We start from the raw sequence: 25,416 nt of genomic DNA on the forward strand, positions 1-25,416 counted from the left end.
AGAAAAAAAGCCATATTCACCTCAAGCAAACGGCCTGACGAAGACAACAGATGCGCCGACCGGTCTTGCTCAACCGACCAACTCTTTGATTTGAAAAGGACCACCACCATGAACCGTCTCGCAAACAAGACTGCCCTGATCACCGGCGGCACCAGCGGCATCGGCCTCGAAACCGCTAAACAGTTCATCGCCGAAGGCGCCCGTGTCGCCATTACCGGTACGAACCCTAAAACCATGGAAGCTGCACGTAGCGAACTTGGTGACGACGTGCTGATCATCCGTGCCGATGCCAGCGACGTTGCTGCACAAAAAACCGTCGCCGCCGAAATCGAGAAAGCATTCGGCAAGCTCGACATTGTCTTCGTCAATGCCGGTGTCGCCGATCTCCGGCCTATCGAAAACTGGGACGAAGCGGGGTTTGAACGCACCTTCGACATCAACGTAAAGGGACCGTTCTTCCTTATCCAGGCGCTCTTGCCGCTTTTGAGCAATCCGGCTTCGATTGTGCTCAACACTTCGGTCAACGCGCATGTCGGCATGCCAACATCGAGCGTCTATGGCGCCAGCAAAGCCGCACTTCTATCGATGGCGCGGACATTGTCAGGGGAGCTGATCGGACGCGGCATCCGCATCAATGCTGTCAGCCCAGGCCCCATCACCACCCCGCTTTACGGCAAGCTCGGCCTTTCTGAAGAAGGCACAAAGGCAATGGCCGCAGGTGTTTTGGCGCAAGTTCCTGCCGGCCGTTTTGGCACCCCATCAGAAGTTGCCAAAGCCGTGGTGTTTCTGGCCTCTGATGAAGCGAGCTTTACAGTCGGCGCGGAGTTGATGATGGACGGTGGTATGGGCACGCTTTGAACGCGTGCCATCATTCACTTTCGACAATTCCATTCAGAAAGGGGCCGCATTCGCGGCCTCTTTCATTCTAAGCACAGTGGATCAGGATGGTGCGAACACCGCCGCCAAACCGTCCCATTGGCTGCACCTTGTATTAGCCCCCCAGCACGAAACGTGAGAAGGCCAGGGAATTGCGAGCATCTTCGTCCATTTTTGCTTCATTGGCGCCGTCGGTCAGATCGCGCCAAACCTTGATGTCGGAGCCGATGGTGCCACCGGTTTTGACGAAGGGTTCCATCACGACAGCACCAGTATAGTTGATATCGCGAAGTGCGAGGCCAATTTCATGCCACGGTATGCGGCCTTTGCCCGGTACGCGACGATTGCTTTCTCCAGTGTGGAAATGCCCAAGCAATGGCCCGGCGGTGCGGATGGCTTCACCGAAGCTATCTTCTTCGATGTTCATGTGGAACGTGTCGAGCATGACTTTGACGTTCGATATACCGACGTCCTTCACGAAAGCGACACCTTCGGCAGCAGTGTTCAGAACGTGGTTTTCGAAGCGATTGAGAACCTCGATGCAAAGATTGATTCCTAAATTGCCGGCAAAGTCCGCGATACCATGGATGCCTTCAACGCCACGGGCACGATCGCCTTCCTTGTCAACCGGCTTCGAATAATCCACCGGCCAATAGGAATGCAGAGCGCCACCGATTGTCTTGATATCGAGCTTGGCAACATTCGTCAGTGTCTGCTCAAAGAACAACTTGCCGGCCTGGCGAACCGCCAGATCCGGCGAGGATAGGTTCTTCGTCTTGGACGGACCGATGCCCGCAGTCAGAATGATACCGTTATCCTTCGCGCTCTGCCTGATCTCGGCAAGTTCTGCATCGCTATATTCGTTGATATGATGGGCTGCGACCTCGATAACATCGAAGCCAAGTTTGGCAACCTTCTCGACATACGGACCGAACTTGGCGCTCCACTCATGTTCCCAGTAGGAGTAATAGATTCCGTGTTTCATAAGAGCCTCTCTCAATTTTCAGCTATCGGTGTCAGTTTCACGACCGCAGCACCTCTTGCATCGGTGCGGGAAATCGTATCGGTCTCAGAACTCGTTCTGTCCGCTGCCCGGATTTTTCACGCGCAAGTCCGGTTCGGCGCTCGCTGAGATGATCGACATGCCATTGGGCAGGTCGTTTTCCTCAACCTTTCTGGTGATTTCGGCATCATCCAGTCCGAAGCCGCGCCAACGATCTTGAAGGCGTCGGCGCAGATCATTCTCATCGACGTCAACAAAGACGGTGAGATCGAAAATTGGCTTCAGAAGATTCCACGGCGTCTGGTGCGAAAGCAGGTAGTTGCCTTCGCAAACAATGATATCGACGGATTGCGGTATCAATCTTCCGCCTGCGCGAGAAATCTCGATCGAACGGTCGAAGACCGGCACAGCGATCACGTCGTCTTCGTTGGCCTTGAGGCGCACAAGCATATGGCGCAGTCCGTGTGCATCGAAGGTATCGATCGCACCTTTGAACGCACGGCGACCCATATCTTCGAGCACCGCATCGTCATAATGGTATCCGTCCATTGGAAATAGCGCTGCCGAGATACCGTCCTCGCGGTTCAACTGCTCTACAACATGCTCGGCAATTGTGGATTTGCCCGATCCCGGCGCACCCGCAATCGCGATCATAACCCGTCGCCCTTTTTTCTCGGCGACGTGTGCCAGGGTGTGCGTGGCAATCTCACGCGCATTGTCTTCTATTGTCTTCAAAGTGGTCCTCGCCACGGTCGTTAAAGAAAAAACAGGCAGCTTGCCAAGGCGAATGGCCCATTCAGAAAATGCGGTACTGGTCCGCTTTGTCGCGAAGGAAGGCCACGCCCTTGTCCAGAACCTCATCTGCGTCTCGCGCCACAGGACGCCAGGTCGAGATCGCACCGGCCATTTCGGCCTGCATGGTGACAAAACTTTCCAGAGTGAGCAGGCCCTTAAAACCGATCGCCGCGAGCGCTGCGAAGATTTCGTCCCACGCAATATTGCCCAAACCCGGTGTGCCTCGGTCGCTTTCGGACATGTGCATGTATTTCAGGTGATTGCGGGCGGCGATAATGCCGTTGGCAATGCCCTTCTCCTCCATATTCATGTGGAAGGTGTCGAGATGGACAAAGACATTGTCGAGCCCGATCCGCTCGACCAAAGCCACCGCCTGTTCTGCGGAATTAACGAGATGGTTTTCGTAACGATTGACCGCCTCGACGCCAAACTGAAGCCCAAGCGATTTCGCATGCCTTGCGGCAGTGCCGAGTGCGCGCGTGAGATTGTCGTATTCACCCTGCGTGGGTGGATAACCCGTTCGCTCATTGGTGCCACCGTAGGTGACGCCTGTCAGGGCCTCAGCGCCTATCTCGGCCGCTTTGTCGAGTGCGGCCTTGAGGTGTTCGATCGCCGCATCGGGACGAGCGGAAGCCCAGGCCGTTTCAGGCAGGACAAGGGAGCAGGCTGCACGAAGGGAATGTTTCTCGAGCAACGCACGGCTATGGAGTGCATCGACTGCTGGAATGTCGATCAGCGGGATCTCAATGTAGTCCTGCCCGTAACGGGCAGCACCGGCAATGGCGCGCTCGGCACCGGCATGGTCCCACACGGTGGACCACATCATTGCGTGAATACCGAAACCTTGCACGTCAGACCTTCTTTCTGCGGGATAGGAAATAGCTGGAAGCCACACTGCGGGCCGCCATCACGACGATCATCAAGACACCCCAGAGCGCTGTCGCGAGATGCTGGTTGGCGCCCATCAAATTGAGTCCTGAAGACAGAAGTTGCAGGACCACAAGAGCGACGAAAACGGGCAGCACGCGTCCAAATCCACCGAACGGATTGATCCCGCCGAGAAAGGCCGCGAGCACTGTAATGAGCAGATAGGATTCACCGTGGCCGATGCGAACAGAATTAAAGCGCGCGAGCATGATAACGCCGGCCACCGCGCACATGATGCCCGAGAGCGTGTAGACCAGGATGATGATACGGCGGGTATTGAGCCCCGAGTACTGGCCAGCTTCGATGTTAGAGCCGATCATGAGCAAACCGAAGCCAAGCTTGGTACGGGTCAGCAGAACTTGCCAGAGCCCGACACACGCAATGAAGATCAGAAGCGGGATCGGCAGTCCAAAGATCGATCCGTGCCCAATCGGCGCCATGTAGCTTGGGAAACCGGAGACGTCGCCACCACGCGTCAGGAACTCTCCTAGACCACGCAGAAATATCATCATCGACAACGTCACAAGGATCGGATGGGCACGGGTATAGGCGATTGCTGCTCCGGTCATCAGGCCAGCAGCGCCACCAGTCAAAAGCGCCGCCGCCACGGCAAGTGCGAAGGCACTGGCCGGTGCGTCAACGCCACCATAGGCCTGCAGCACGCCAGCGGCGGCAAGGCCCGAAAGATTGGCGGTGAAGGTCACCGACAGGTTGATGCCACCCGTCAAAAGCGGCAGGAGCATCGCCAGAGTCAGTAGCCCGAGTTCGGGAAGCTGGAATGCCACGGAGCCAAAAGTGCCAAGCGACAGGAAGTTATCGGCACCGAAACCGAAAATCACCATTACAGCGAAGAAAGCGATGACCGGGCCGGTCATGTCCGCGCCGAAGAGAGTGTTGAGCCTGCGGATAAGCGACGTCATCAACGTGTGCTCCTCTTCTGAGCATGCCCCTTTGCGAAGAACGGCAGAAGCTTGTCGATCCGCGCAGAGGAGAGCGTGATGGCAATGAGAATGATTGCGCCGACAATCATCTTGAAGGCGAAAGGCGAGACACCCATCAGGTTGAGGCCATTTTGCGTGACAGAGACCATCAGCACGCCGAGGACACAGCCGATGACCGACCCTTTGCCACCACCAAGGCGCGCGCCACCAAGCACAGTTGCGGCGAGAACGTCGAGTTCACGACCATAAAGCGCGTTGGGGACAACTTCTTCAGCGTAATGAGCCTGCATAAGCCCACCGATCCCGGCCATGAGACCAAGCCATCCGAAAGAAATGAAGTGCATGGCGCCGATATTGATGCCGAACCGGCGCGCACCTTCGGGATTGTCGCCAAATGCATAGAGCTGGCGGCCGATTGTCGTGCGGGAAATCATGAACCAGGTCGCGACGCAGCAGACAATCATCACGACGACCGGCAAAGTCAGTTCCAGCCAGGAACCATCCGCCATCTCGCGTTCGTAGAAGACGACGCGCGTGGTCAGCCATTCCGGCAGATCGTAGATCGACACCCCCTTGGTGAAGAACATCAACAGACCGAAGAATATGTTGAAGGTGGAAATGGTCGCGACGATCGAGATGATCTGAAAGCGGTAGACAAGCGCCGCGTTGATCATGCCAAGGCCGATCCCAACCGCACCTGCGATAATGAAACCTTCGGCCCAGTTACCGCCGCCAAGCGCACCAAGCGCCAGCACCGTAACATATTGCACCACCGAGGCTGCAACGGCGAAGGATATGTCGATCCCGCCGGAGATCAGCACTACAAGCAGGCCAACCGCGAATATAATGTTGACGGCCGAGACGTTCAAAACATCGAAGGCATTGGAGATGGTGAAAAACCGGTCAGTCGCAAATGACAACGCGGTGCATAAGACAATCATCACCGCCAGAAGCGTGAATTCGGTCGTATGGCCAAGCATCAACCTACGCATAGACAGCTCCTTCCAGATCGGTCAACGACATCTGTCGCGGATCATAGGTCGCCTTGATCCGGCCTTCGGCCATGTGGATGATGCGATCAGCGTTGAAATAGACTTCCGGCGGCTCGTCGGAGATCAGGATGATTGACAGCCCTTCGGCAGCAAGCTTGCGCACAATGTCGAAGATCCCAGCCCGGGCTCCGACATCGACACCGACCGTTGGGGCATCGAGAATGAGGATCTTCGGTCCGATCGCCAGCCATTTGGCGATCGCGACACGCTGCTGGTTGCCGCCGGAAAGCGTGCGGATCGGGTCTTCGGGTTTCCCGATCTTCACCCCGAGCGCTGAAATCCAGTGATCGACAACATTTTCCTTTTTTGCCGGCGAGATGAGACCACCTGAAAGAATTCGATCGAGCGAGGCCATGACAAGATTGTCAGCAATCGACTGCGGCTGGTTGAGTCCGAGCGAAAGGCGATCTTCCGAGAGATAGGCGACACCGGCGCGGATGGCGTCCCGGTTCGAGCCAAAACGAACCTTATCACCCTCAAGCACAATCTCACCGGCATGCGGCTGGCGCATACCGAACAGAGTGAGCGCCAATTCGGTCCGGCCGGCACCAAGAAGCCCTGTCACGCCGAGCGTTTCCCCACGGCGCAGATCAAAGGAGATGTCTTCGAACTCGTTGGCACGGGATAGATTGCGGACAGACAGCACAACCGGTTGGTCATCATGGTCGGCTGCAATGACAGCGCTGTCGAAATTGCGACCGGTCATCAGTTCTGTCACACGCGACTGGGTCATGCCTTCGACCGGAAACACACCGACCAGAGCGCCATCGCGCAATACCGTCATGCGGTCGGAGATTTCCAGCACCTCAGCCAGACGATGCGAGACAAAAACGACAGCCACACCGGAAGCGGCGAGGTTGCGGACAATTTCGATCAGATAATCGGTTTCCGACTGTGTCAGAGATGCCGTGGGTTCGTCCATGAAGACCAGCCGCGCTTCACCCACCAATGCGCGGGCAATGGCGACGATCTGGCGCTGGGCAATTGGCAACTCCTTAAGCGGCAGATGAAGATCGAGCGAGACACCGAGACGAGCAAGGGCCTTTTCGGCCGCCGCCTCCATGGCGCGCTTGTCGACGAGACCGTATTTGCCGCTGACTGCGTATTGAAACCCGATATTCTCGGCCACGGTCATTTCACCGAAAAGCGCCAAATCCTGCCAGATCACCTGGATTCCGAGCGATTGCGCCAGGCTCGGGGTCATGGCCGTGATGGGCTGTCCGTCAAAGAAAAACTCTGCCCCTTCCTCAGGCTTATAGACACCGGTGATGATCTTGATCAGGGTGCTCTTGCCGCAACCATTTTCGCCGGCAAGGCAATGCACCTCCCCGGGATTGACCTCGAACGACACGCCTTTCAGCGCACGAACGCCGCCGAATGTAATCTTGATGTTTTTGAGGGACAGGAGCGGTTCAGCGCTCATCATGGCAAATCTCTTCGCTCAGCCGCCTCTGAGGCGGATGCTGTGGATGATGGATTAAGGGTGGGTCGCACCGAGCATGCTCGGCGCGACCCCAGGCCTTGGGGAGGATCAGAGGCCCATCGAAACCAGCTTGTCGATGCTTTCCTTGTCGATCTTCAGCAGTTGATCGACCACAATCGTGTTGCCGTCCGGCGTGATCTTGCCGAGGCCCGGAATGTCGTCACCCGCCTTGGGGTCCTGACCCTTGGCAATACGGTCCGCAAGCGTGATGAATACTTCGCCAGCCTGCTTCGGGTTCCACATGAAGCCGCCGGTCAGCGCGCCTGATTTGATGAGTTTTGCGCCTTGTCCTGGCGAGAACGGGCCGATGACGAAGACCTTGCCGTCCTTGCGGCGCTCTTCAACTGCACGACCCGCACCGATCGGACCTTGTGATCCGAAAGCAAGGAAGCCCTTGAGATCGGCATTCGCGGCCATCAGGTCGAGTGCAGTCGAACGGCTTTTGTCGACGTCTTCGGCCACGCCATAACGGTCACCGATAAGTTTCATGTCCGGATAATTGGCCTTGATGTAAGCGATCGCGCCATCGGCCCAGGCGTTGTGAAGTGGCACGGTCAGCGAACCGACGAACACTGCATAGGAGCCCTTGCCGCCCATCTTTTCGGCCAGCAACTTGCCGTGCGCCTCACCAAAACCCTTGGCGGAGGCTAGTTCGAAATCCCATGTCGCGCCGACCTGCTTCGGCGATTCATGCGTTATAACCTTGATGCCGGCATCCTGCGCCTTTTTCAATACCGGTTCCAGCACCTTGGCATCGTTCGGCACGACACCGATGAAATCTACTTTCTGAGCGATCAGGTCTTCGATGGCGCGCACCTGAAGCGCGGGGTCGGCGCTCGTCGGCCCGACCATGAAACCATCAACACCAAGCTTGGCGCTCTGCTCCTTAATGCCGGCCTCCATGGCATTGAACCAGGGAATGCCGCCGATCTTGACGACAACGCCGACCTTCGGTCCATCGGCGAATGCCGCGGATGCGAGCAGCGCAAGCGACAGGCCCACAGTGGCCGCGATTATTTTCTTCATGGATGTTCCTCCTCCAAAAACACTCCGGCAAGCTGATCTGCCCGCAGCGACTCGGTGGTGCCACGCACAAATTTCCCGTCCCGCCCATTCGAGACGCTCCTCGCCACTCCCATAGCAACCATCTGCACAATCGATATTGCTTTTGTGCACAATCGATGGTGCAATAACCATAACACGAAGATACCTTTCGTCAAGTGGACGAATATTCTAACAATCGGAATCATTCGGGAGAGCATGATGACGGACCACAGCGCCAAGAAAGCCACCATTTACGACCTGTCAGTTTTGTCCGGCGCGTCGGCATCCACGGTGAGCGCTGTTTTGAATGGCTCGTGGCGCAAACGTCGGATTTCCAAGGAAACAGCGGACAAGATCCTGTCACTCGCAAAGGCGCATCGCTACACCGCAAACCTCCAGGCGCGTGGCCTGAGAAGTTCAAAGTCCGGCCTGATCGGGCTTCTCGTTCCGGTCTATGACAACCGGTTTTTCTCCTCGATGGCGCAAACATTTGAGGCCCAGGCGCGCTTGCGCGGTCTGTCTCCGATGGTCGTTTCGGGCCGACGCGACCCTGAAGAAGAGCGACGCACTGTCGAAACGTTGATCGCCTACTCGATTGATGCGCTGTTCATCGCTGGTGTCACAGATCCGGATGGCGTTCACCAGGTCTGTGCCCGCGCCGGCCTTCCGCATGTAAATATCGATCTACCCGGCAAATTTGCGTCATCGGTCATTTCCGACAACCGCAATGGCGCGGAAGTATTGACGTCGGCGATCCTGCGCCATGCGGCACAGAACGGCGCCCTCGACCCGGCCGATGTCGTGCTGTTCGGCGGCCACGACGACCATGCCAGCCGAGACCGTATTGCTGGCTTCCATGAAGCAAAAACTGCCTTCTTTGGAATGGAAAGCGGCGGCGACATCGAGATCACAGGTTATTCGCCACGCATGACCGAACTTGCGTTCGAGCGGTTCTTCGCGCGCGAGGGCCGCTTGCCCCGCTGTCTCTTCATAAATTCGTCGATCAACTTCGAGGGACTGCTTCGCTTCCTCGGCCGACATGATGGCGAGGCATTCAGCGATATCGTCGTCGGCTGTTTCGACTACGATCCCTTCGCCTCCTTCCTCCCCTTCCCGGTCTATATGGCCAAGCCGAACATCTCCGAGATGCTCGAACGAGGATTTGAGTTACTGGAAGCTGCACCGGCACACCCGGTCGTCACCATCGTCGAGCCTCAATTGATTCCGCCAAGAACCGCACTCAAAGGCCCCCTCGACGATATCAGGGACCCAATGCCAGTTCAGAATGCCCTCTAGTCAATCCGACCTGATGCTGAGATCTGTCCGCATCTGGTCCAGGAGAACCGCGATCTTCTCCTTCAATTCCGGATTGCCGAGGCTTGCCGGGTAAGAAATCGCCACTCCGAATATCTCCATTGTATCCGGGTCGCGCATCGCAACCCCCTGCGATGACACGCCCTCGACAATCTCGTTGGATGCGTAGGATCTGCCGGTCGCTCGTATTTTACCAATCCGCTCCAGCAACTCCGCATGGTCCCGCGGGGAATTCGGTGAGACGAACGGGAGCGGTTCCGGCACCCGGTTTTTCAGGCCGGCATCATCCAGAAGCGCCAACATGGCGCGACCGTTTGAGGTCGCATAAGCAGACGACTTGTAGCCGGGTGTCGAGGCAATCGCCAAAGGGTTTGAGCCGCGCACGACGCGAAGCACCATGAGATCGGCACCATCGAATACGGTAATATAGCCGGTGTGCCCGCCAATATCGCAAATCTGCTTCACCCGCTTGTAGATCATATCCAGAAAATGGTGGCGAGAGCGGAAGATTTGGCCAAGTTCAAACAGGCGCATTCCGGGCGAGTAGAGCCGCGTCGAATGATCATATTCCAGCAAGCCCGACGCCACGAGGCTCTTTAGAGCGCGATGCACGGTCGCCTTTGGACGATCGAGGCGACGCGCAAGATCGGCTTGGCCGATCGCTGGCTCCTCGAAAGAGAAGCACTCAAAGATTGCAATCGTATCGTCAAGAACACCCATAGACCTACCTCTCGTCGAATCAGGACACCTATTTGTTTCATTATTGGAATTCGGTGTCAATTTTGAAACAAGCACTAGACTCCCTAAAATCCACCGCCTACAAATTCCCCAACAACAAGAGAAGCTGAATTTTGAGGCATGCGCTTGCAGAGGCGAATTTTGCCCAGGGTCTCAGCTCGGGAACAAAAGGCTTGCCCTCAATGGGCCGGCTTACTCGCGTGATCTAGGATTGACATATGCAAGCTACTGGCCAGACGACCGGTAAGCGCCTGCGTGCGGGCGTGGATATCGGCGGAACCTTCACCGACTTCATCCTTTTCGACGAGAGCGCGACCGCGATCCGTCTGCACAAATGCCTCACCACACCCCGCGATCCTTCCCAAGGCGCCCTCGGCGGCCTTGGTGAACTGGTCAAGGCTGCCGGCATCGGCATCTCAGATCTTTCCGAGATCGTCCACGGTACAACGTTGGTCACCAATGCCGTCATTGAACGCAAGGGCGCCGCTGTCGGCCTGATCACGACCGAAGGTTTCCGCGATATTCTCGAGATCGGAACCGAACAGCGTTACGATATCTACGACCTAACGCTGGCCTTCCCAACACCTCTGGTTGAGCGTTCACGCCGTCTGGAAGTGTCCGAACGTATCGACGCCGATGGCAATGTGATCCTAGAGCTCGACGAAGTCGCCATCCTTCGCGCCGCCGAGACCTTGAAAAAGGATGGCGTTGAAGCAATCGCCATCTGCTTCATGCATTCCTATCGTAATCCTGCCCATGAGCGCCGCGCCCGTGACATCATCGCCAAGGCGCTGCCGGAACTTTCGATCTCGATCTCCTGCGAAGTCGTGGCCGAAATCTCCGAATATCAGCGTTTCGTCACCACCTGCGCCAACGCCTATGTGCAGCCGCTAATGGATCGTTATCTTCGTCGCTTTGAAGGCGAGTTGGCAACGATGGGTTTTGCAGGCGACTTCCGCCTGATGCATTCCGCGGGAGGCCTGGTTTCCCTCGAAACTGCCCGCGCCTTCCCGATCCGCCTACTGGAATCAGGCCCGGCGGGCGGCGCGCTGGCAACGGCCTGGTTCGGCAAGAATGCCGGCCATGACAACGTCATCGCCTTCGACATGGGCGGCACGACTGCAAAAGCCTGCCTGATCGAAGGTGGCAAGATCGATATCGCCTCATATCTGGAAGCCGGTCGCGAGCATCGTTTCAAGAATGGTTCCGGACTGCCGATCAAATCGCCTGTCGTAGACATGATCGAGATCGGCGCGGGCGGTGGCTCGATTGCATCGATCGATGGCGTCGGATTGCTGCAGGTTGGCCCTCATTCCGCAAGCTCCGAGCCCGGTCCGGCCTGCTACGGTCGCGGCGGCCTGAAACCGACTGTAACAGATGCTTCCGTGGCGCTCGGATATTACGATCCGTCCTTCTTTCTCGGTGGTCGCATGACGCTCGATCTTGCTGCCGCGGAAAAGGCACTCGGGACGATCGCCAAGCCTCTCAACATCTCTGCCGTTGAAGCTGCATGGGGTATCCACCAGGTCGTCAGCGAAAGCATGGCGAGCGCCGCCCGCATCCATCTTGTCGAAAAAGGCAAGGACCCGCGTGGTTATTCGATGATCGGCTTTGGTGGTGCCGGGCCGGCCTTTGCGGCCAAGGTGGCGCGCATTCTCGGCGTTTCCGAAGTCATCATCCCACCGGCAAGTGGTGCCGCTTCCGCCTTTGGCTTCCTCACTGCGCCACTTTCATTCGACATCGTCCGTTCGCATCCGATCGGACTGTCGGAGAATCTCGAAGCGGACAAACTCAACGACATCCTCGATGAAATTTCGGAAGACGGGCGCGTACAATTGCGCAGCGCCGGGGTTGCGAACACAGACATTCTGGTTGAGCGTTCAGCAGACATGCGCCTCGTCGGTCAGTTGCACGAAATCAACGTACCGCTTCCAGCAGGCACACTGGACGCCGGCGCCTATGCCGAAATCCGCAAGGCTTTTGAAGCCGTCTACAGCGCTCGCTACACGCGTGTGCCATCGGAGGCAAAGCTTGAAATCCTCTCCTTCCGCATTCGCGCAAGTGGCGCGGTGCCGCATCTGACAGTCCGTCAGGCCGGTATCGACGGTAGCAGTACCGATGCCAGGAAGGGCACACGCAAGACCTATTTTGGAAACGGTTTTGTCGACGCAGGCATCTATGATCGCTACTCCATGCGCCCTGGCATTCTGGTCGAGGGTCCGGCCATCATCGAAGAGCGTGAATCCACCACCATCATTCCTCCGGGCGACAAGGTGACGGTGGACGAGACCGGCAATCTGCGTATTCAGATCGCGGAAACCGCCAAGGGTGCAACCATCGTCGACGAGACGATGTCACTCGAAGAAGCGAGCAAGCGCATCCAGGCCGATCCAATCGCGCTGGAGGTGATGTGGAGCCGTCTCGTCAACGTCGCCGAAGAAATGTGGTCGACGGTTTGCCGCACGGCTTTCTCGCTGATCATCTCCGAAAGCCAGGATTTCGGATGCGCCATTCTCGACCCACATGGCGAAACGCTGGCGCATTCGGCACGCGTCATGCCGGTCTTCAATCTCACCCTGCCGATGGCCGTGAAGGCGATCATCGAACGTTATCCGGTCAACACGATGAAACCGGGGGATGTCTACATCACCAACGACCCATGGCTTTGCGCGGGTCATCTCTTTGATCTCGCCATAGTCACGCCAGTCTTCCATCGCGGCCGCGTTGTGGCCTTGATGGGAACTGTCGGCCACGTAGGCGATATCGGCGGCAGCCGCGATGGCCTTAACGTAACCGAGCTTTATGAAGAAGGCATCCAGATACCGGCCATGAAACTGGTCCGTGAGGGCGCTGAAAACGAAGACCTGTTCCGTTTGATGGCGGACAATATTCGCGACAGCGATCAGGTTCTTGGCGACGTGCGCTCCTTCATCTCCGCCAATGAGACCGGCTCAGCTCGCATGCGTTCCTTCATGGAGGAATACGGCATGCATGACCTCAAGGCACTGTTGCACGTCGTTCAGTCGCTTTCGGAAAAGGCGATGCGCGACGCGGTCAGCAAATTGAAGGACGGCGTCTACCATTCGGAGATTTCCAACAATCCGATGGGCTCGACAATGACCTTCCCGATCAAGGTTACGGTAAAGGGCGACGAAATCGAACTCGATTTCGAGGGAGCCCCGCCACAGACGGTCAAGGGCGGTATCAATTGTACCCTGTCCTACACGACCGCGCATGCTACCTATCCGATCAAGTGCATGTTGACGCCAGGCATCCGTGGCAATGCGGGCTGCTATCGTCCATTCACCGTAAAGGCGCCGAAGGGATCGATCCTGAACTGCGAAAAGCCCGCCCCGGTGTCGCTGAGAACACGCACGGGCTGGTATCTCGCTCCGAACGTGTTCCGGGCCCTGTCTGACGCCGCACCTGATACGGCGCAGTCCTTCTCTGGCCTGCCTAGCCTGATGAGCTTCTATGGCAAGTCGATGGAGACGGGCGCTCTCTTCTACGAACTATTGCTACTTGGCGGCGGCCAGGGAGCATCACAGACCAAGGACGGCAAGTCTTCACTTCTGTGGCCGACATCCGCAGCGACCTCATCGCTTGAAATGTTCGAGACACGTTCACCCATCGTCATCTGGGAAAAGAGCCTGATGACGGACAGCGGCGGCGCGGGTGAGAACCGTGGCGGACTTGGTGTGCGGGTTCGCATCTCGCGTCGCAACAGCGAGGGTCATCCGATCAAAGCAATCGTTTCACCCGAGGGTGTCGACCTGCCGGTCGAAGGGCTGTTTGGCGGCAAGCCGGGCAAGACTGCAACCGGCAAGATCCTCGCGAAATCCAGCGGCGAATTGCTGCAGGACTGCGGCACCGGTGCAATCGTCGATCTGATCGATACGAATACAGTGGTCGAACTGACGCTTGCGGGAGGCTCCGGTTACGGCGACCCGATGAACCGCGACCTCGACAAGCTCGATGACGACGTCAAGCAGGGCTATGTCAGCGCAGATACGGCCGATCGTATTTACGGCCGCACCGCTCGTCAGGGAGAACGCAAGAAACCCGGCACTGCAGCCTGAAAACGAACCAACCCGTCATCTTAAGGGGAGATGGCCGGCACTTTAAAAAAATCCAGGAGATCATTCGCATGAAAATGACCCGACGCAACTTCCTGAGCACTGCCGTTTCAGCTGCAGCACTCGCCTCAATGCCGCTTGAAAGCTTCGCCGCCGGCCGCAAAATCCTGATCATGGCGAGCAGTGTCGACATTCCGAACTTCGATCCGCATGTCGCCACCGGCTATGCGCCTGCCATGCTTTTCCGCAACACCTACGATGCCCTTGTGCGCGTCGTCGGCACCCCACCGAAAATCGAGCCGGGTCTCGCCACGAGTTGGACGGTTTCGGACGATCAGAAGCGCTACGAATTCAAGCTCGATCCCGATGCCAGATTCCAGGATGGCACGCCCGTGACCGCCGAAGCTGTCGTCTATTCCTTCAAGCGCATCGTCAAGCTGAAGCGCGGCCCGTCATGGATGATCGCAGGTATCGTCGATGCGGACAGTGTCAAGGCAGTCGATGCCAACACCGTTGCCTTCGATCTGAAGGCCCCATTTGCCCCGTTCCTCCAGGTTCTGCCGTGGATGTTCGTCGTCAATCCGGCAATCGTCGATGCCAATATCGGTAACGATGACGGTCAGGCCTACCTGATGCAGAACACCGCAGGCTCGGGTCCGTTCAAGATGGGCCGTGTTGCTCCAGGTAATCTCTACGAATTCGTTCGCGTCAAGGACGACTGGCACAAGGGTGGTGGCAATCTCGAAGGCGCGATCTGGAAGATCGTCCGCGAAGCCTCCACCGAACGCATGATGCTGCAGCGCAGGGAAGCCCACATCGCGCTGGAGCTTTACTCTGAAGACATGGAAGCCCTGAAAGACAACCCAGCCGTAGTCAGCGTTATCGAGCCGGAATATCGCACGTTCTCGATCAAGATGAACACCGCCAAAGGGCCGCTCGCAGACAAGAACCTGCGCAAGGCAATCTCCTTCGCCTTCAACTACCAGAGCATGCTGGATGCCGCAGGCCCCGCCGAACTGATGGTCGGCCCACTTCCGACAGGCATTTTCGGCCACGACGTAAATCTTGAGGTCTACCGTCACGACATGGACAAGGCGAAGGAGTACCTCGCCAAATCGGAATATAAGGACGGTGGTTTCAAGCTCTCCGTTATGCATGCAACCGGCTACGAAAACCAGCGCCGCTGGTCACTGCTTTTGCTGGAAGCACTGAAGGCGCTGAACATCGAACTGGACATCCGCCCGGCGACTTGGCCGGACACGGTTGCAGCCGCCCAGTCGCCCGATACCATGCCGAGCTTCATGTGCCTGTTCCAGACAGCCAACTATGCCGATCCTGATAACGTTGCCTTTGCCGCCTATCACTCCTCGCGCAACGGCCAGTGGCAAAACCCCGTCTACAAGAACGAGCAGGTTGACAAGCTGATCGAAGCAGCCCGCGTCGAGACCGATGAGACCAAGCGCGCCGATCTCTACAGGCAGTTCCAGCAGCTTGTCGTTGAAGACGCCCCCGACATCTTCGGTGTCCTGGAAAAGCGCAAGCTCGGCTTCGGCGCCAATGTGAAAAACTTCGTCTTCACGCCGGTTGCCGCCAACGCCATTGAGCTTCTGCCACTGTCGCTCGACTGATGATTTAAAGGGGCGCCTGTAGGGCGTCCCTCTTCTGACCACCGGAAGCGCCCATGATCCTTTATACCCTGAGACGTCTTGTTTTGCTGATCCCGATGCTGATCGGGTTGACTGTGATCGTTTTCGCTATCGCCCGTCTGTTGCCTGGCGACCCTGTTGCTCTTGCGGCTGGCCCGAACGCCACCCCTGACGTGATCGAAAGCGTTCGTCAGGAGTTCGGACTGGATAAGTCTCTACTCCTGCAATACTGGGACTACGCGACAGGCCTGGTTCACGGTGACTGGGGCGTATCCATCTTCACTCGCCGTCCGGTCTTTGAAGATATCATGACGTTTCTGCCGGCGACGTTGGAACTCGTCGCAAGCGCCATGCTGATTGCCATCGTACTCGGTATTCCGCTTGGCCTTGCAGCCGCCATCTATCGCAATGGCGTCGTCGACTACCTGACCCGCACGGTCGCTCTGGGCGGCATTGCCATGCCGCGCTTCTTCCTCGGCCTTCTTCTGCAGTTAATGTTTGTCTCCTGGCTGGACATTCTGCCGCTTTCCGGTCGCTTTCCGCTGATTGAAATTCCACCTGAAGGACCAACCGGTTTTTATACCATCGATTCCATTCTGGCCGGCGACTGGTACTCGCTGTCAATTGCTCTTCATCACCTCGCCCTACCCGCCTTTGCGATGTCGCTTTCCCCGCTTGCGACCATTATGCGCATGATGCGTGCCTCAACGATCGAGGTGCTGCAGCAGGATTTCGTGATGACAGAACGGGCGCTCGGCATTTCCAACAGCAAGATCCTGTTCAAATACGTGCTGAAGAACGCGATGACGTCGACGTTGACGGTGATTGGTCTTTACGTCTCCTGGCTGCTCGGCGGCACCGTTCTTGTCGAGACCGTCTTCGACTGGCCAGGGCTTGGCCTCTACGCAACACAGGCGATCCTGTCTCAGGACTTCATGCCGGTAATCGGCGTAACTCTGGTGATCGCCATGATCTATCTCGTCTCGATGCTCATCGTCGACCTGCTCTACGGCGTATTCAATCCGAGGGTCCGCTACACATGACCATAACGTCCTCAACCCTTCCCAAGCGCGACCACTCAGCACGGCTGGAAAACTGGTCCAGAGCATTTTATCGCTTTCGGCAAAGCTGGCTTTCCGTCATTGGCCTCGCCATCGTCGTGGCGCTGATTTTCATTGCGCTGTTTGCACCCTTTATCGCTCCTCATCCTGAGCATGTGGCGGGTGGGACAAACACCTCCGCACGTTTCATGGCGCCAGGTGCAAAACACTGGTTCGGCACCAACGCACTCGGACAGGATGTGTTCTCGCTCGTCCTTGTTGGCTCCCAGGTCTCCCTGTTTTCCGGCCTTGCGGTGGTCGTCGTCGCTATTGTCTTTGGTGGCATCATCGGTGCAGTCGCCGGATACTTCGGTGGATGGATCGATGAAATCCTGATGCGTTTCACCGACCTCTTGCTGACTATCCCGAGCCTCATCCTGGCCATGGCCGTTGCTGCAGCGCTGGGCACCGGGGTGACCAATATGATCATTGCCATCGCAATCACGTGGTGGCCGGCCTATGCGCGTCTCGTCCGAGGCGAAGTTATCGGCAAGAAGGAAGAGCAGTTCATCACAGCAGCAAAGGCACTGGGTGCGGGATGGCCGCGCATTCTCGGCCGCCATATCCTGCCCAACATCATGTCACCGATCATTGTGAAAGCCTCACTCGACATGGGCTTCGCGGTGCTGACTGTTGCCTCGCTCGGTTTCGTCGGCATCGGCGTCAGGGCGCCGACACCGGAATGGGGCACGCTCCTCTCCGTCGCCCGCGCGGACATGCCGGACTATTGGTGGACGGCCGTTTTTCCTGGCTGCGCCATTTTCCTGGCGGTGCTTGCCTTCAACCTGCTTGGCGACGGTCTACGCGACGTCATGGACCCCAAGGCGCGACGGTAAGGTGACGACATGACTTTGCTCAATATCAAAAACCTTAATCTGGCGATGCGCAGCTTCGAAGGTGAAACACAAATCCTGCATGGTATCGATCTCAAGGTCGAGCGCGGAGAAATATGGGGGATGGTCGGGGAAACCGGCTCCGGCAAATCGCTGACGGGCCTTTCCGTTTCGCGTCTCATTCCGCCCGCGACCGGCCGCTATCTCGCCGGATCGATCGAATTTGAAGGCCGCGACATGCTCAAGGCCAACGAGAAAGAAATGCGTTCGTTGCGCGGGCGCAAGATCGGCATGATATTTCAGGATCCGACGACAAACCTTAATCCCGTCTTCCGGATTGGAACGCAATTGGTCGATGTCGCCATTCATGCCGGCCACGCCGACCCGACGGTCCTCGGCCTCGATCCCGGCGCCTCGTCAGGCGATCGAAAGAAGGCCGCGAGACGTGTGGCCGTGGAAATGCTGGACAAGGTCGGCATTCCCAAGGCAGCCGAACGCATCCATGATTACCCCCATCAGTTTTCCGGCGGCATGCGTCAGCGCGTCCTGATCGCCATGGCCATGATCGGAAAGCCGGACCTACTGATTGCCGACGAGCCAACCACCGCGCTCGACGTGTCGGTACAAGCCCAGATCCTGAAACTTATCCACGACCTGGTAGCCGAACGGAACATCGGCGTGCTGATGATTACCCACAATCTCGGTGTGGTGGCGCAAGTCTGTTCGCATGTCGCCGTGATGTATCGCGGTCGCATTCTCGAACGCGGCACCGTGATGGACGTTTTGAAAAAACCAGCCCATGCCTATACAAAGGCCCTCCTCAACGCGATCCCAACAGCCCAGACCAAACGCGGTGAACTTCGCGGCCTTGGCGGCGTCATGCCGGAGGTTCAGTAATGCTTGAGATCAAAAACGTCTCAAAAATTTTCCCCAGCCAGCGCAAGGGCCTGTTCGGGCGCACAGAGGGTTTTCGCGCCCTCGATGATATCAATCTGCGGGTAGAGAAAGGCAAGAGCTTCGGGCTCGTTGGCGAGTCCGGCTCCGGCAAGACGACTTTGACGCGTTGCATCCTGCGGCTCGAAACGCTGACATCCGGCAATATCCTCTATGACGGTGCAGACATCAGCAAACTCAATCCAACCGAGATGCGGCGCCTGCGGGCCCGGCTACAGATTGTCTTCCAGGACCCCTACGCCTCGCTGGACCCACGTATGACGGTCCATGACATCGTCGCCGAGCCGCTGGTTATCCATCGTGACATCGTCCCCATGTCATCGCGCCAGCAAACCGAACGCGTACTGGAACTGTTGCTGCAGGTGGGACTGCGCGAGGAACATCTTTTCCGATATCCGCATGAATTTTCGGGCGGCCAGCGCCAGCGTATCGGTATTGCCCGCGCACTTGCCGTCAAACCGGAATTCCTGATTCTTGACGAACCGACCTCGGCACTCGACGTCTCGGTCCAGGCTGATGTTTTGAACCTTCTGCACAGGTTGCAGGACGAACTCGGCCTCACATACTTCTTCATAAGTCACGATCTCGGCGTCATCAGATACATCTGCGATGACGTTGCTGTCATCTATCGTGGAAAGCTGGTTGAAAGCGGCCCGGTTGAGGATATCTTCGACAGACCGAAGAACGACTATACACGCCTGCTGATCGACGCGATGCCAGACCCTGATCCGGATCGCTCTCCCTTCCGCAAAGCTGTGTCCGCATAAAACCCTGGAGCAAGCATGACCATCGACGCCCTGTCACTCGCCGCACTTGCCGATGAAGCCAAGACCTGGCGTCGGACCATCCACCAGCATCCGGAACTGCTTTTCGATCTGCCGAAGACAGCAGCACTGGTCACTGAAAAGCTGAAGGAATTCGGTTGCGACGAGGTGGTGGGCGGCATCGCCAAGACAGGCGTGGTCGCTGTTATCAATGGTAACAGGGGACCAGGCCGCACGATCGCACTACGCTCGGACATGGATGCCCTGCCCATGTCTGAACAGACGAACCTGCCTTACGCATCCAAAGTCGAAAACATGATGCACGCCTGCGGCCATGACGGCCACACGGCCATGCTGCTGGCCACAGCCAAGCGACTGGCCGAGAGCCGCGACTTTGCCGGCAAGGCCGTGCTGATCTTCCAGCCTGCTGAAGAGGGCGGCGCTGGAGCAAGGGTCATGATCGAAGAAGGTATTCTGGAACGCTTCGGCATCGAGGAAGTCTACGGCATGCATAATGAGCCGGGTCTCGATGTCGGTTCATTTGCCATCCGAAGCGGCCCTATGATGGCCGGGGGCGATCGTTTTGTCATCACGATCAATGGTAAGGGTGGACACGCGGCTTATCCGCACCTGTCACATGATCCGGTTTTGGCTGGCGCACAGATGATCGTTGCGCTGCAGGCAATCGCATCGCGCTTCACCAATCCTTTCGATCCCGTCGTTGTCTCGATCACCTTCATGGAAGGTGGCAATGCGGGAGCGCTCAACGTCATCCCCGCGTCGATCAGAATCGGCGGCACCATCAGGACCATGAATCCGGAAACCCGAAAAATGGTGGAGGAGCGTTTCCGCGAGGTTGTCGTGAGCACTGCAAAATCTTTTGGTTCGGAAGCAGTTATCGACTGGCGGCCGGGTTATCCGGTAACGGTCAACGATCCCGAAAAAACGCAAATTGCCGCAGCGGCAGCAAGCGCCGTCGCGGGCACCGACAAAGTCGATACCAACTGGCCGGCAACCATGGGCTCTGAAGATTTTTCCTACATGCTGGAAAAGCGGCCGGGCGCATTCATATGGCTTGGCAATGGCGACAGCGCCGATCTGCACAATCCTGCCTACGACTTCAACGACGACGCAATCGCCCATGGCATCCGCTACTGGCTGTCAATTGTCGGCGAGCGGCTTGATGGAGCCACCGCCTGATCAAGGCCGGTTTCCAAGCGTCGTAGTCAAAAGAGAAAAATCGAAACCGCTGCACGCGAAAGAAGATCGCGTGCAATGTTCGCTCTACAACTCGTCCAGCGTTTCGTTCAGTGCCTCTATGCTGCGAAGGCGGGTCCGCCCCTCTGTGCCCGCCCTTTCGAGGCAGCGCGTGATGAGGAGATGGCAGAGCGCCATCACCGCCGTGTGATTGAATAAAGGTCCCGGTGCCAGTGTCTGGCACTGGAAATGCCAGGCAGCATTGGTTTCGAACGGAGCGCCTTCGTCGGTGATATACAGAAGCTGTGCTTTTGATCGCCGAACCTGTTCAATGATCGCATGTGACTGAGTGGTTCTCCGGCGCAGGCCGAAGAAAACCACGACATCATTTTCACCGATGCTGACCAGATGCTCGCCCATGGTTTGTCCGGCGCCGGGAATAACGGCAATGCTTTCGATAACCTGTGTGAGTTGCCATTGGAGATAGGCTGCAAAGGGGTGGCTGCTCCGGAAACCAACGACCCACACCTTGCGTGCATGCAGCATTGCGTTGACGGCAGCGTCGATCTGGCTTTCCGTAACAGCAAGAAACGTGGCTTCGAGATTGGCTACAGCCTGTGCGACGTGCGCCTTTATCGATTGCTCTGCCCCGACATCGGCAGCGCTCGCCAGAAAGAGCCGAGAGCCCGTCTGCTTTTCCGCTCGGGCGTGGCGCCTTGCCTCTTCGTAGTTCTCATATCCAAGCCGCTTGATGAAACGGGTCACCGTTGCTTTGGAAACATGTGCGAGGGCCGCAAGCTCCTGCGCCGAGTAGCTGGCGAGTTCACCAGGAAAATCGCAGACGAACTCTCCAATCCGCTTTTCGGCGGGATGAAGCTCCGGCAGAGCTTGCCTGACGCGAAACAGAAACGATCTTTCCTTTGGCACGGGATACTCCGGCAAATTCCCAACGCAGCAAGCTTCAGCCGCCGTCACACGGCTTGCAACAGAAAAAGCAGCAGGGTGCAAGGTCGACAACGCCCGATATCCGTCACAGTTGCAAGGTCGATGCGTGGCTTTCCATTTCCAACGCCTTAACAAGCCGTTCCACCGCCGAACGGATCGGTGCGATAATGGGCGCAGAGAGAGCGCGTTGCAGATCATCGGCCGCCTGGCCGAGCGGCCCGCCACCGATGATAACCACATCGGCACCGTCCTTTTCGAAACATTCCCGAGCCGCGATTTCAAGCGCCGCGTGTAAAGCCTGAGGATCTGAAGCAAGCCGCTGCGGATCTCCCTTCGTCAATCGGGTGCCGGTAAAGAGCGACGCAAAGCCGAATGTCTGCGCCTTGGCGGCAAAACTCTCGACAAGGTCGGGCGTCACAGTGGCGATCCCGAACCGTCGCCCACCGGCTGAAGCCTCCATCATGCTGGCCTGGCAGATCCCGACCGACGGCAGACCGGTTACGGCCGCGAGACGCTCCAACCCCGGATCACCGAACGCGCAGACGATAAAGCCGTCGCTACGGGCTGCCAATTCAAGCCCCATCTCCACGACGCCATCGGCGGCGGCAGCCAATTGGGCATCATTGAGGATCATCGGCACGCCACGCCCTGCCGTCATCCCCTCGATTTCAAGGCTCACCGGCAGGTAGCTACGGGCGATGTTGGTCATCATCGTCGTGGTGACATGTGACGTATTCGGGTTGATCAGTCCTATGCGTTTCATCATTCCTGCGAGACCACGAGAGGCCACCCGCCCTATCTGGTTTTTATCAATTCGGGAAAAGACATGCGACACCCGCCCCGCCGGAAAGTGGCGCCAGTGGCGGAACATGCGTGCGGCAGAGATCCGTGACCTGTGTGCAGCGCGGTGCGAAAGCACACCCCGGCGGCATGGCGGCCAGATCGGGTGGTGCCCCAGGAATGGTGATCAGTCGATCACGTCCATCGGCGAGTTCGACACGCGCGCCAAGCAGACCTTTTGTATAGGGATGGCGCGGGTTACGGATGATATCGCCAACCACCCCCTCCTCCACGATACGGCCCGCATACATGACAGCAATACGATCTGCCACTTCAGCCGCCACGCCAATATCGTGGGTCACGAAGATGACGGACAGGCCATATTCGCGTTGGAGTTCACGAATAAGCAGCAGGATCTGGATCTGCACCGTCGCGTCCAGTGCTGTCGTCGGCTCGTCGGCCAACAGGACTTTCGGATTGCACGCAAGCGCCATCGCGATCATGGCACGCTGAAGCATACCTCCAGACATTTCGTGTGGATAATTGGCAAGACGCCGCTCTGGCGAGGGGATACGGACCTTCTGGAACAGCGCGAGCGCCCGTTCTGCAGCCGCACTGCGGGACACCTTTTCATGCCGCATGATGGTCTCCTCTATCTGCCGACCCACCGTGTAGACGGGATCAAGTGCAAGACGAGGCTCCTGAAAAACCATCGAGACCACAGCCCCTCGCAAATCGGCAAGCGCACGGTTGGAGAGCCCCAAGACATCACGTCCATCGACTGTCATGCCGCCTTCGATCAAGGTTCCCTTGGGATGAAGCCGCAACAACGAGCGCATCGTCACGCTCTTGCCCGAACCGGATTCACCGAGCAATGCGACCACTTCTCCTGGTTTGACGGACAGGCTGACACCGTTGACGGCCTTTACCGCCTTTCCGCCACGCCGAAATGTCACGGAAAGGTTGTTGATATCGATCATCGCATCATTCTGCATGGGTCATGCCTCCATCATTACAGGCGCGCGGCTATGACCGGAGCCAGGGACCGCCATGAGACAGGCTGCAGCCTGATCACCGGAAATATCGGTCAACGGTGGCAACGTCCGCTGACAGACATCCTCCGCAAGACTGCAGCGGGTGTGGAAACGGCAACCGGACGGTGGATCGATCGGGTTCGGCGGATCGCCCGTCAACGGCGGCGCTTCGGTTCGCTCGGCCGGGTCCATCTTCGGCATCGAGGCCAAAAGTGCCGCCGAATAGGGATGTGTTGTATTTCCGTAAATCGCGTCGCGACTGCCGACTTCCGCCACCTTCCCGAGATACATGACCATGACCCGATCGCACATGAAGCGGACAACGTTGAGGTCATGCGAGATGAACAGATAGGTGAGACCGAAGTCGCGTTTAAGATCGAGAAGCAAGTTGAGCACCTGCGCCTCCACCGATTTGTCGAGGGCAGAGACCGCCTCATCCAGAATGACAAGCCGGGGCTCCAGCGCAAGAGCGCGGGCGATATTGACGCGTTGGCGCTGACCGCCGGAAAGCTCATGCGGATAGCGCCCTGCAAACCGTGACGGCTCGAGACCAACCCGGTGAAGCAGGTCATGAGCTGTCGCGATTGCCTTTGCAGCCGGCGTTCCGTGAACCTGTGGAGCAAAGGCAATGGATTCCTCGATCGTCAGCCTTGGATTGAGGGAGGCGTAACTATCCTGAAAAACCATCTGCACCTGACGGCGATAGGCAGAAAGCGGCAAGGCACCCCCGACCGTTTCACCGTCGAAGAGAATTTCGCCTGCGTCCGGCTCGATCAGTTGCATGAGAAGGCGTGCCGTCGTCGACTTTCCGCAACCGCTCTCACCGACGACGCCGAGTGTCTCTCCTTTCAGGATATCGAAATCGACCCCATCTACCGCGCGCACCACTTTTTTTGGTTTGAGAAAGCCACTGCCCTTGACCGGGAAGTGTTTGAGGAGCCCGCGAGCGGAGATCAACGGCTGGGCAGGGCCGCCCCGTTCACCCACAGGCAGTTCGAAAGCCGGTTTTCCTACGATGCTGATCATGACTTCACGTCCATGGCTGTGCGCAGCCCGTCTGAGAAAAGGTTGAAGCAGATCGAAGTGATGAAAATCATCACGCCGGGAAGAGCCGCGACGAAGGGATTGGTATAAATCGCCGTGCGCAACGTATTGAGCATAAGCCCCCATTCTGCATCAGGCGGGCGCACACCCAGCCCCAGGAATGACAGGCCGGACGCGAGGATCATCGACACCGAAATCAGGCTGGTGGCGAAGACAAAAATCGGGCCGAGGACGTTTCCAAGGATGTGCACGCGAATGATGGTGAAGGCTGGAGCACCCGACGCGCGCGCCGCATCGACGTAATCCAGCTTGCGTACCTGTGTTGTCACGCTTTCTGCGACGCGCGCGATCTGCGGAATGAACACAACCGTCAAAGAGACCAGAGCGTTTGTGAGGCCGGACCCGAGTGCTCCCGACAGGGCAACGGCAAGAAGGACGGACGGAAAGGCATAAAACACATCGACCGTGCGCATGATGAGTGTGTTGGTCAGGCCACCAGCGTAACCAGCAATGATGCCGATTGCCGAGCCGATCACAAATGCGATCGGCACCGGCACCACACCCATGATCAGCGACAACCGTGCACCATGGATCAAACGCGACAGCATATCGCGGCCGAGTTCGTCGGTTCCAAGAATGTATCCCGCGGTTCCAATCGGTTTCAGACGACGGATCACACTACCCTTCGCCGGGTCGTACGGCGCAAGATACGGTGCGAAGATAGCGATCAGCACCAGGAGAACGAGAAGTGCCAGCGCCGCCATCGCGACCGGATCGCGACAGAGACGTCGAAAAACGCCGCTCCAGAAACCGGGGGACTTGGCAATTTTCTCGACGGGAATTTCGGATGCTGTGGTGATGGCGACCATG

At 57.7% G+C, this 25,416-nt stretch carries 22 protein-coding genes; 9 read left to right on the forward strand and 13 right to left on the reverse strand.

Annotation, left to right across the window (positions count from 1 at the left end):
• The first annotated feature begins 108 nt into the window (after positions 1-108).
• Positions 109-858, forward strand: a complete 750-nt coding sequence (locus tag ACIQT8_RS07315; RefSeq protein WP_400964586.1) for an SDR family oxidoreductase — start codon at positions 109-111, stop codon at positions 856-858.
• Between the two features lie 133 nt (positions 859-991).
• Here ACIQT8_RS07315 and ACIQT8_RS07320 read toward each other — a convergent pair whose 3' ends face one another.
• From ACIQT8_RS07320 to ACIQT8_RS07350, 7 genes are all read right to left on the reverse strand, one after another.
• Positions 992-1,861, reverse strand: coding sequence for a sugar phosphate isomerase/epimerase family protein (locus tag ACIQT8_RS07320; protein WP_400964587.1), 870 nt, complete (start codon positions 1,859-1,861; stop codon positions 992-994).
• An 84-nt stretch (positions 1,862-1,945) separates the two neighbouring features.
• Positions 1,946-2,614, reverse strand: a complete 669-nt coding sequence (locus ACIQT8_RS07325) for a nucleoside triphosphate hydrolase (RefSeq protein WP_400964588.1) — start codon at positions 2,612-2,614, stop codon at positions 1,946-1,948.
• Between the two features lie 61 nt (positions 2,615-2,675).
• On the reverse strand, positions 2,676-3,524 hold the full coding sequence (locus ACIQT8_RS07330) for a sugar phosphate isomerase/epimerase family protein (RefSeq protein WP_400964589.1): 849 nt from the start codon (positions 3,522-3,524) through the stop codon (positions 2,676-2,678).
• Position 3,525: 1 nt separating this feature from the next.
• Positions 3,526-4,521, reverse strand: a complete 996-nt coding sequence (locus ACIQT8_RS07335) for an ABC transporter permease (protein ID WP_400964590.1) — start codon at positions 4,519-4,521, stop codon at positions 3,526-3,528.
• On the reverse strand, positions 4,521-5,534 hold the full coding sequence (locus tag ACIQT8_RS07340; protein WP_400964591.1) for an ABC transporter permease: 1,014 nt from the start codon (positions 5,532-5,534) through the stop codon (positions 4,521-4,523). Before ACIQT8_RS07340 ends, ACIQT8_RS07335 begins: the two co-directional genes overlap by 1 nt.
• Positions 5,527-7,017, reverse strand: coding sequence for a sugar ABC transporter ATP-binding protein (locus ACIQT8_RS07345; RefSeq protein ID WP_400964848.1), 1,491 nt, complete (start codon positions 7,015-7,017; stop codon positions 5,527-5,529). The genes ACIQT8_RS07340 and ACIQT8_RS07345 overlap by 8 nt, the downstream gene beginning before the upstream one ends.
• Before the next feature lie 108 nt (positions 7,018-7,125).
• Positions 7,126-8,103: a substrate-binding domain-containing protein gene (locus tag ACIQT8_RS07350; RefSeq protein ID WP_138792162.1), complete on the reverse strand. Its 978-nt coding sequence runs from the start codon at positions 8,101-8,103 to the stop codon at positions 7,126-7,128.
• A 237-nt stretch (positions 8,104-8,340) separates the two neighbouring features.
• On the opposite strand from ACIQT8_RS07350, the gene ACIQT8_RS07355 reads away from it, so the two are divergent.
• The gene (locus ACIQT8_RS07355; RefSeq protein ID WP_400964592.1) at positions 8,341-9,417 is read left to right on the forward strand and encodes a LacI family DNA-binding transcriptional regulator; all 1,077 of its coding nucleotides are present in this window, start codon (positions 8,341-8,343) and stop codon (positions 9,415-9,417) included.
• On the opposite strand, the gene ACIQT8_RS07360 is transcribed toward ACIQT8_RS07355, so the two are convergent.
• A complete protein-coding gene (locus ACIQT8_RS07360; protein WP_138792160.1) occupies positions 9,418-10,155 on the reverse strand; it encodes an IclR family transcriptional regulator in 738 nt (245 codons plus the stop codon).
• A 236-nt stretch (positions 10,156-10,391) separates the two neighbouring features.
• Here ACIQT8_RS07360 and ACIQT8_RS07365 point away from each other — a divergent pair, with 236 nt between their 5' ends.
• From ACIQT8_RS07365 to ACIQT8_RS07395, 7 genes are all read left to right on the forward strand, one after another.
• A complete protein-coding gene (locus ACIQT8_RS07365) occupies positions 10,392-14,252 on the forward strand; it encodes a hydantoinase B/oxoprolinase family protein (RefSeq protein ID WP_400964593.1) in 3,861 nt (1,286 codons plus the stop codon).
• Positions 14,253-14,320: 68 nt separating this feature from the next.
• The gene (locus ACIQT8_RS07370) at positions 14,321-15,877 is read left to right on the forward strand and encodes an ABC transporter substrate-binding protein (RefSeq protein WP_400964594.1); all 1,557 of its coding nucleotides are present in this window, start codon (positions 14,321-14,323) and stop codon (positions 15,875-15,877) included.
• Between the two features lie 53 nt (positions 15,878-15,930).
• On the forward strand, positions 15,931-16,938 hold the full coding sequence (locus tag ACIQT8_RS07375) for an ABC transporter permease (RefSeq protein ID WP_400964595.1): 1,008 nt from the start codon (positions 15,931-15,933) through the stop codon (positions 16,936-16,938).
• On the forward strand, positions 16,935-17,831 hold the full coding sequence (locus tag ACIQT8_RS07380) for an ABC transporter permease (RefSeq protein WP_400964596.1): 897 nt from the start codon (positions 16,935-16,937) through the stop codon (positions 17,829-17,831). The genes ACIQT8_RS07375 and ACIQT8_RS07380 overlap by 4 nt, the downstream gene beginning before the upstream one ends.
• Before the next feature lie 9 nt (positions 17,832-17,840).
• Positions 17,841-18,725: an ABC transporter ATP-binding protein gene (locus tag ACIQT8_RS07385; RefSeq protein ID WP_400964597.1), complete on the forward strand. Its 885-nt coding sequence runs from the start codon at positions 17,841-17,843 to the stop codon at positions 18,723-18,725.
• Positions 18,725-19,549, forward strand: coding sequence for an ABC transporter ATP-binding protein (locus ACIQT8_RS07390; RefSeq protein WP_400964598.1), 825 nt, complete (start codon positions 18,725-18,727; stop codon positions 19,547-19,549). The genes ACIQT8_RS07385 and ACIQT8_RS07390 overlap by 1 nt, the downstream gene beginning before the upstream one ends.
• A gap of 15 nt (positions 19,550-19,564) precedes the next feature.
• Positions 19,565-20,746 (forward strand): M20 aminoacylase family protein, encoded by a 1,182-nt coding sequence (locus tag ACIQT8_RS07395; RefSeq protein ID WP_400964599.1) that lies wholly within the window; start codon positions 19,565-19,567, stop codon positions 20,744-20,746.
• 84 nt (positions 20,747-20,830) lie between these two features.
• Here the strand turns inward: ACIQT8_RS07395 and ACIQT8_RS07400 are convergent, their stop codons facing one another.
• The 5 genes from ACIQT8_RS07400 to ACIQT8_RS07420 all read right to left on the reverse strand — a co-directional run bounded on the left by ACIQT8_RS07400 (position 20,831) and on the right by ACIQT8_RS07420 (position 25,415).
• Positions 20,831-21,670, reverse strand: a complete 840-nt coding sequence (locus ACIQT8_RS07400) for a MurR/RpiR family transcriptional regulator (RefSeq protein WP_400964600.1) — start codon at positions 21,668-21,670, stop codon at positions 20,831-20,833.
• 103 nt (positions 21,671-21,773) lie between these two features.
• On the reverse strand, positions 21,774-22,451 hold the full coding sequence (locus tag ACIQT8_RS07405) for an aspartate/glutamate racemase family protein (RefSeq protein WP_400964849.1): 678 nt from the start codon (positions 22,449-22,451) through the stop codon (positions 21,774-21,776).
• Between the two features lie 46 nt (positions 22,452-22,497).
• Entirely contained in the window at positions 22,498-23,463 is a 966-nt protein-coding gene (locus tag ACIQT8_RS07410; protein ID WP_400964601.1) for an ABC transporter ATP-binding protein, read from the reverse strand.
• A gap of 3 nt (positions 23,464-23,466) precedes the next feature.
• Positions 23,467-24,528, reverse strand: coding sequence for an ABC transporter ATP-binding protein (locus ACIQT8_RS07415; protein ID WP_400964602.1), 1,062 nt, complete (start codon positions 24,526-24,528; stop codon positions 23,467-23,469).
• Positions 24,525-25,415 carry an ABC transporter permease gene (locus ACIQT8_RS07420; RefSeq protein WP_400964603.1) on the reverse strand — a complete coding sequence of 297 codons (891 nt, stop codon included), beginning with the start codon at positions 25,413-25,415 and terminating at the stop codon, positions 24,525-24,527. Before ACIQT8_RS07420 ends, ACIQT8_RS07415 begins: the two co-directional genes overlap by 4 nt.
• Position 25,416 lies beyond the last annotated feature (1 nt).

It is taken from the genome of Agrobacterium sp. NPDC090273, from assembly GCF_044772305.1.
Classification (GTDB): Bacteria; Pseudomonadota; Alphaproteobacteria; order Rhizobiales; family Rhizobiaceae; genus Agrobacterium.

Coding starts and splice junctions, on each gene's coding strand:
- ACIQT8_RS07350 (WP_138792162.1), bottom strand. CDS start 8,103: ATGAAGAAAATAATCGCGGCCACTGTGGGCCTGTCGCTTGCGCTGCTC.
- ACIQT8_RS07405 (WP_400964849.1), bottom strand. CDS start 22,451: ATGAAACGCATAGGACTGATCAACCCGAATACGTCACATGTCACCACG.
- ACIQT8_RS07410 (WP_400964601.1), bottom strand. CDS start 23,463: ATGCAGAATGATGCGATGATCGATATCAACAACCTTTCCGTGACATTT.
- ACIQT8_RS07365 (WP_400964593.1), top strand. CDS start 10,392: ATGCAAGCTACTGGCCAGACGACCGGTAAGCGCCTGCGTGCGGGCGTG.
- ACIQT8_RS07420 (WP_400964603.1), bottom strand. CDS start 25,415: ATGGTCGCCATCACCACAGCATCCGAAATTCCCGTCGAGAAAATTGCC.
- ACIQT8_RS07340 (WP_400964591.1), bottom strand. CDS start 5,534: ATGCGTAGGTTGATGCTTGGCCATACGACCGAATTCACGCTTCTGGCG.
- ACIQT8_RS07375 (WP_400964595.1), top strand. CDS start 15,931: ATGATCCTTTATACCCTGAGACGTCTTGTTTTGCTGATCCCGATGCTG.
- ACIQT8_RS07315 (WP_400964586.1), top strand. CDS start 109: ATGAACCGTCTCGCAAACAAGACTGCCCTGATCACCGGCGGCACCAGC.
- ACIQT8_RS07370 (WP_400964594.1), top strand. CDS start 14,321: ATGAAAATGACCCGACGCAACTTCCTGAGCACTGCCGTTTCAGCTGCA.
- ACIQT8_RS07335 (WP_400964590.1), bottom strand. CDS start 4,521: ATGACGTCGCTTATCCGCAGGCTCAACACTCTCTTCGGCGCGGACATG.
- ACIQT8_RS07320 (WP_400964587.1), bottom strand. CDS start 1,861: ATGAAACACGGAATCTATTACTCCTACTGGGAACATGAGTGGAGCGCC.
- ACIQT8_RS07355 (WP_400964592.1), top strand. CDS start 8,341: ATGACGGACCACAGCGCCAAGAAAGCCACCATTTACGACCTGTCAGTT.
- ACIQT8_RS07415 (WP_400964602.1), bottom strand. CDS start 24,528: ATGATCAGCATCGTAGGAAAACCGGCTTTCGAACTGCCTGTGGGTGAA.
- ACIQT8_RS07390 (WP_400964598.1), top strand. CDS start 18,725: ATGCTTGAGATCAAAAACGTCTCAAAAATTTTCCCCAGCCAGCGCAAG.
- ACIQT8_RS07395 (WP_400964599.1), top strand. CDS start 19,565: ATGACCATCGACGCCCTGTCACTCGCCGCACTTGCCGATGAAGCCAAG.
- ACIQT8_RS07380 (WP_400964596.1), top strand. CDS start 16,935: ATGACCATAACGTCCTCAACCCTTCCCAAGCGCGACCACTCAGCACGG.
- ACIQT8_RS07385 (WP_400964597.1), top strand. CDS start 17,841: ATGACTTTGCTCAATATCAAAAACCTTAATCTGGCGATGCGCAGCTTC.
- ACIQT8_RS07360 (WP_138792160.1), bottom strand. CDS start 10,155: ATGGGTGTTCTTGACGATACGATTGCAATCTTTGAGTGCTTCTCTTTC.
- ACIQT8_RS07345 (WP_400964848.1), bottom strand. CDS start 7,017: ATGAGCGCTGAACCGCTCCTGTCCCTCAAAAACATCAAGATTACATTC.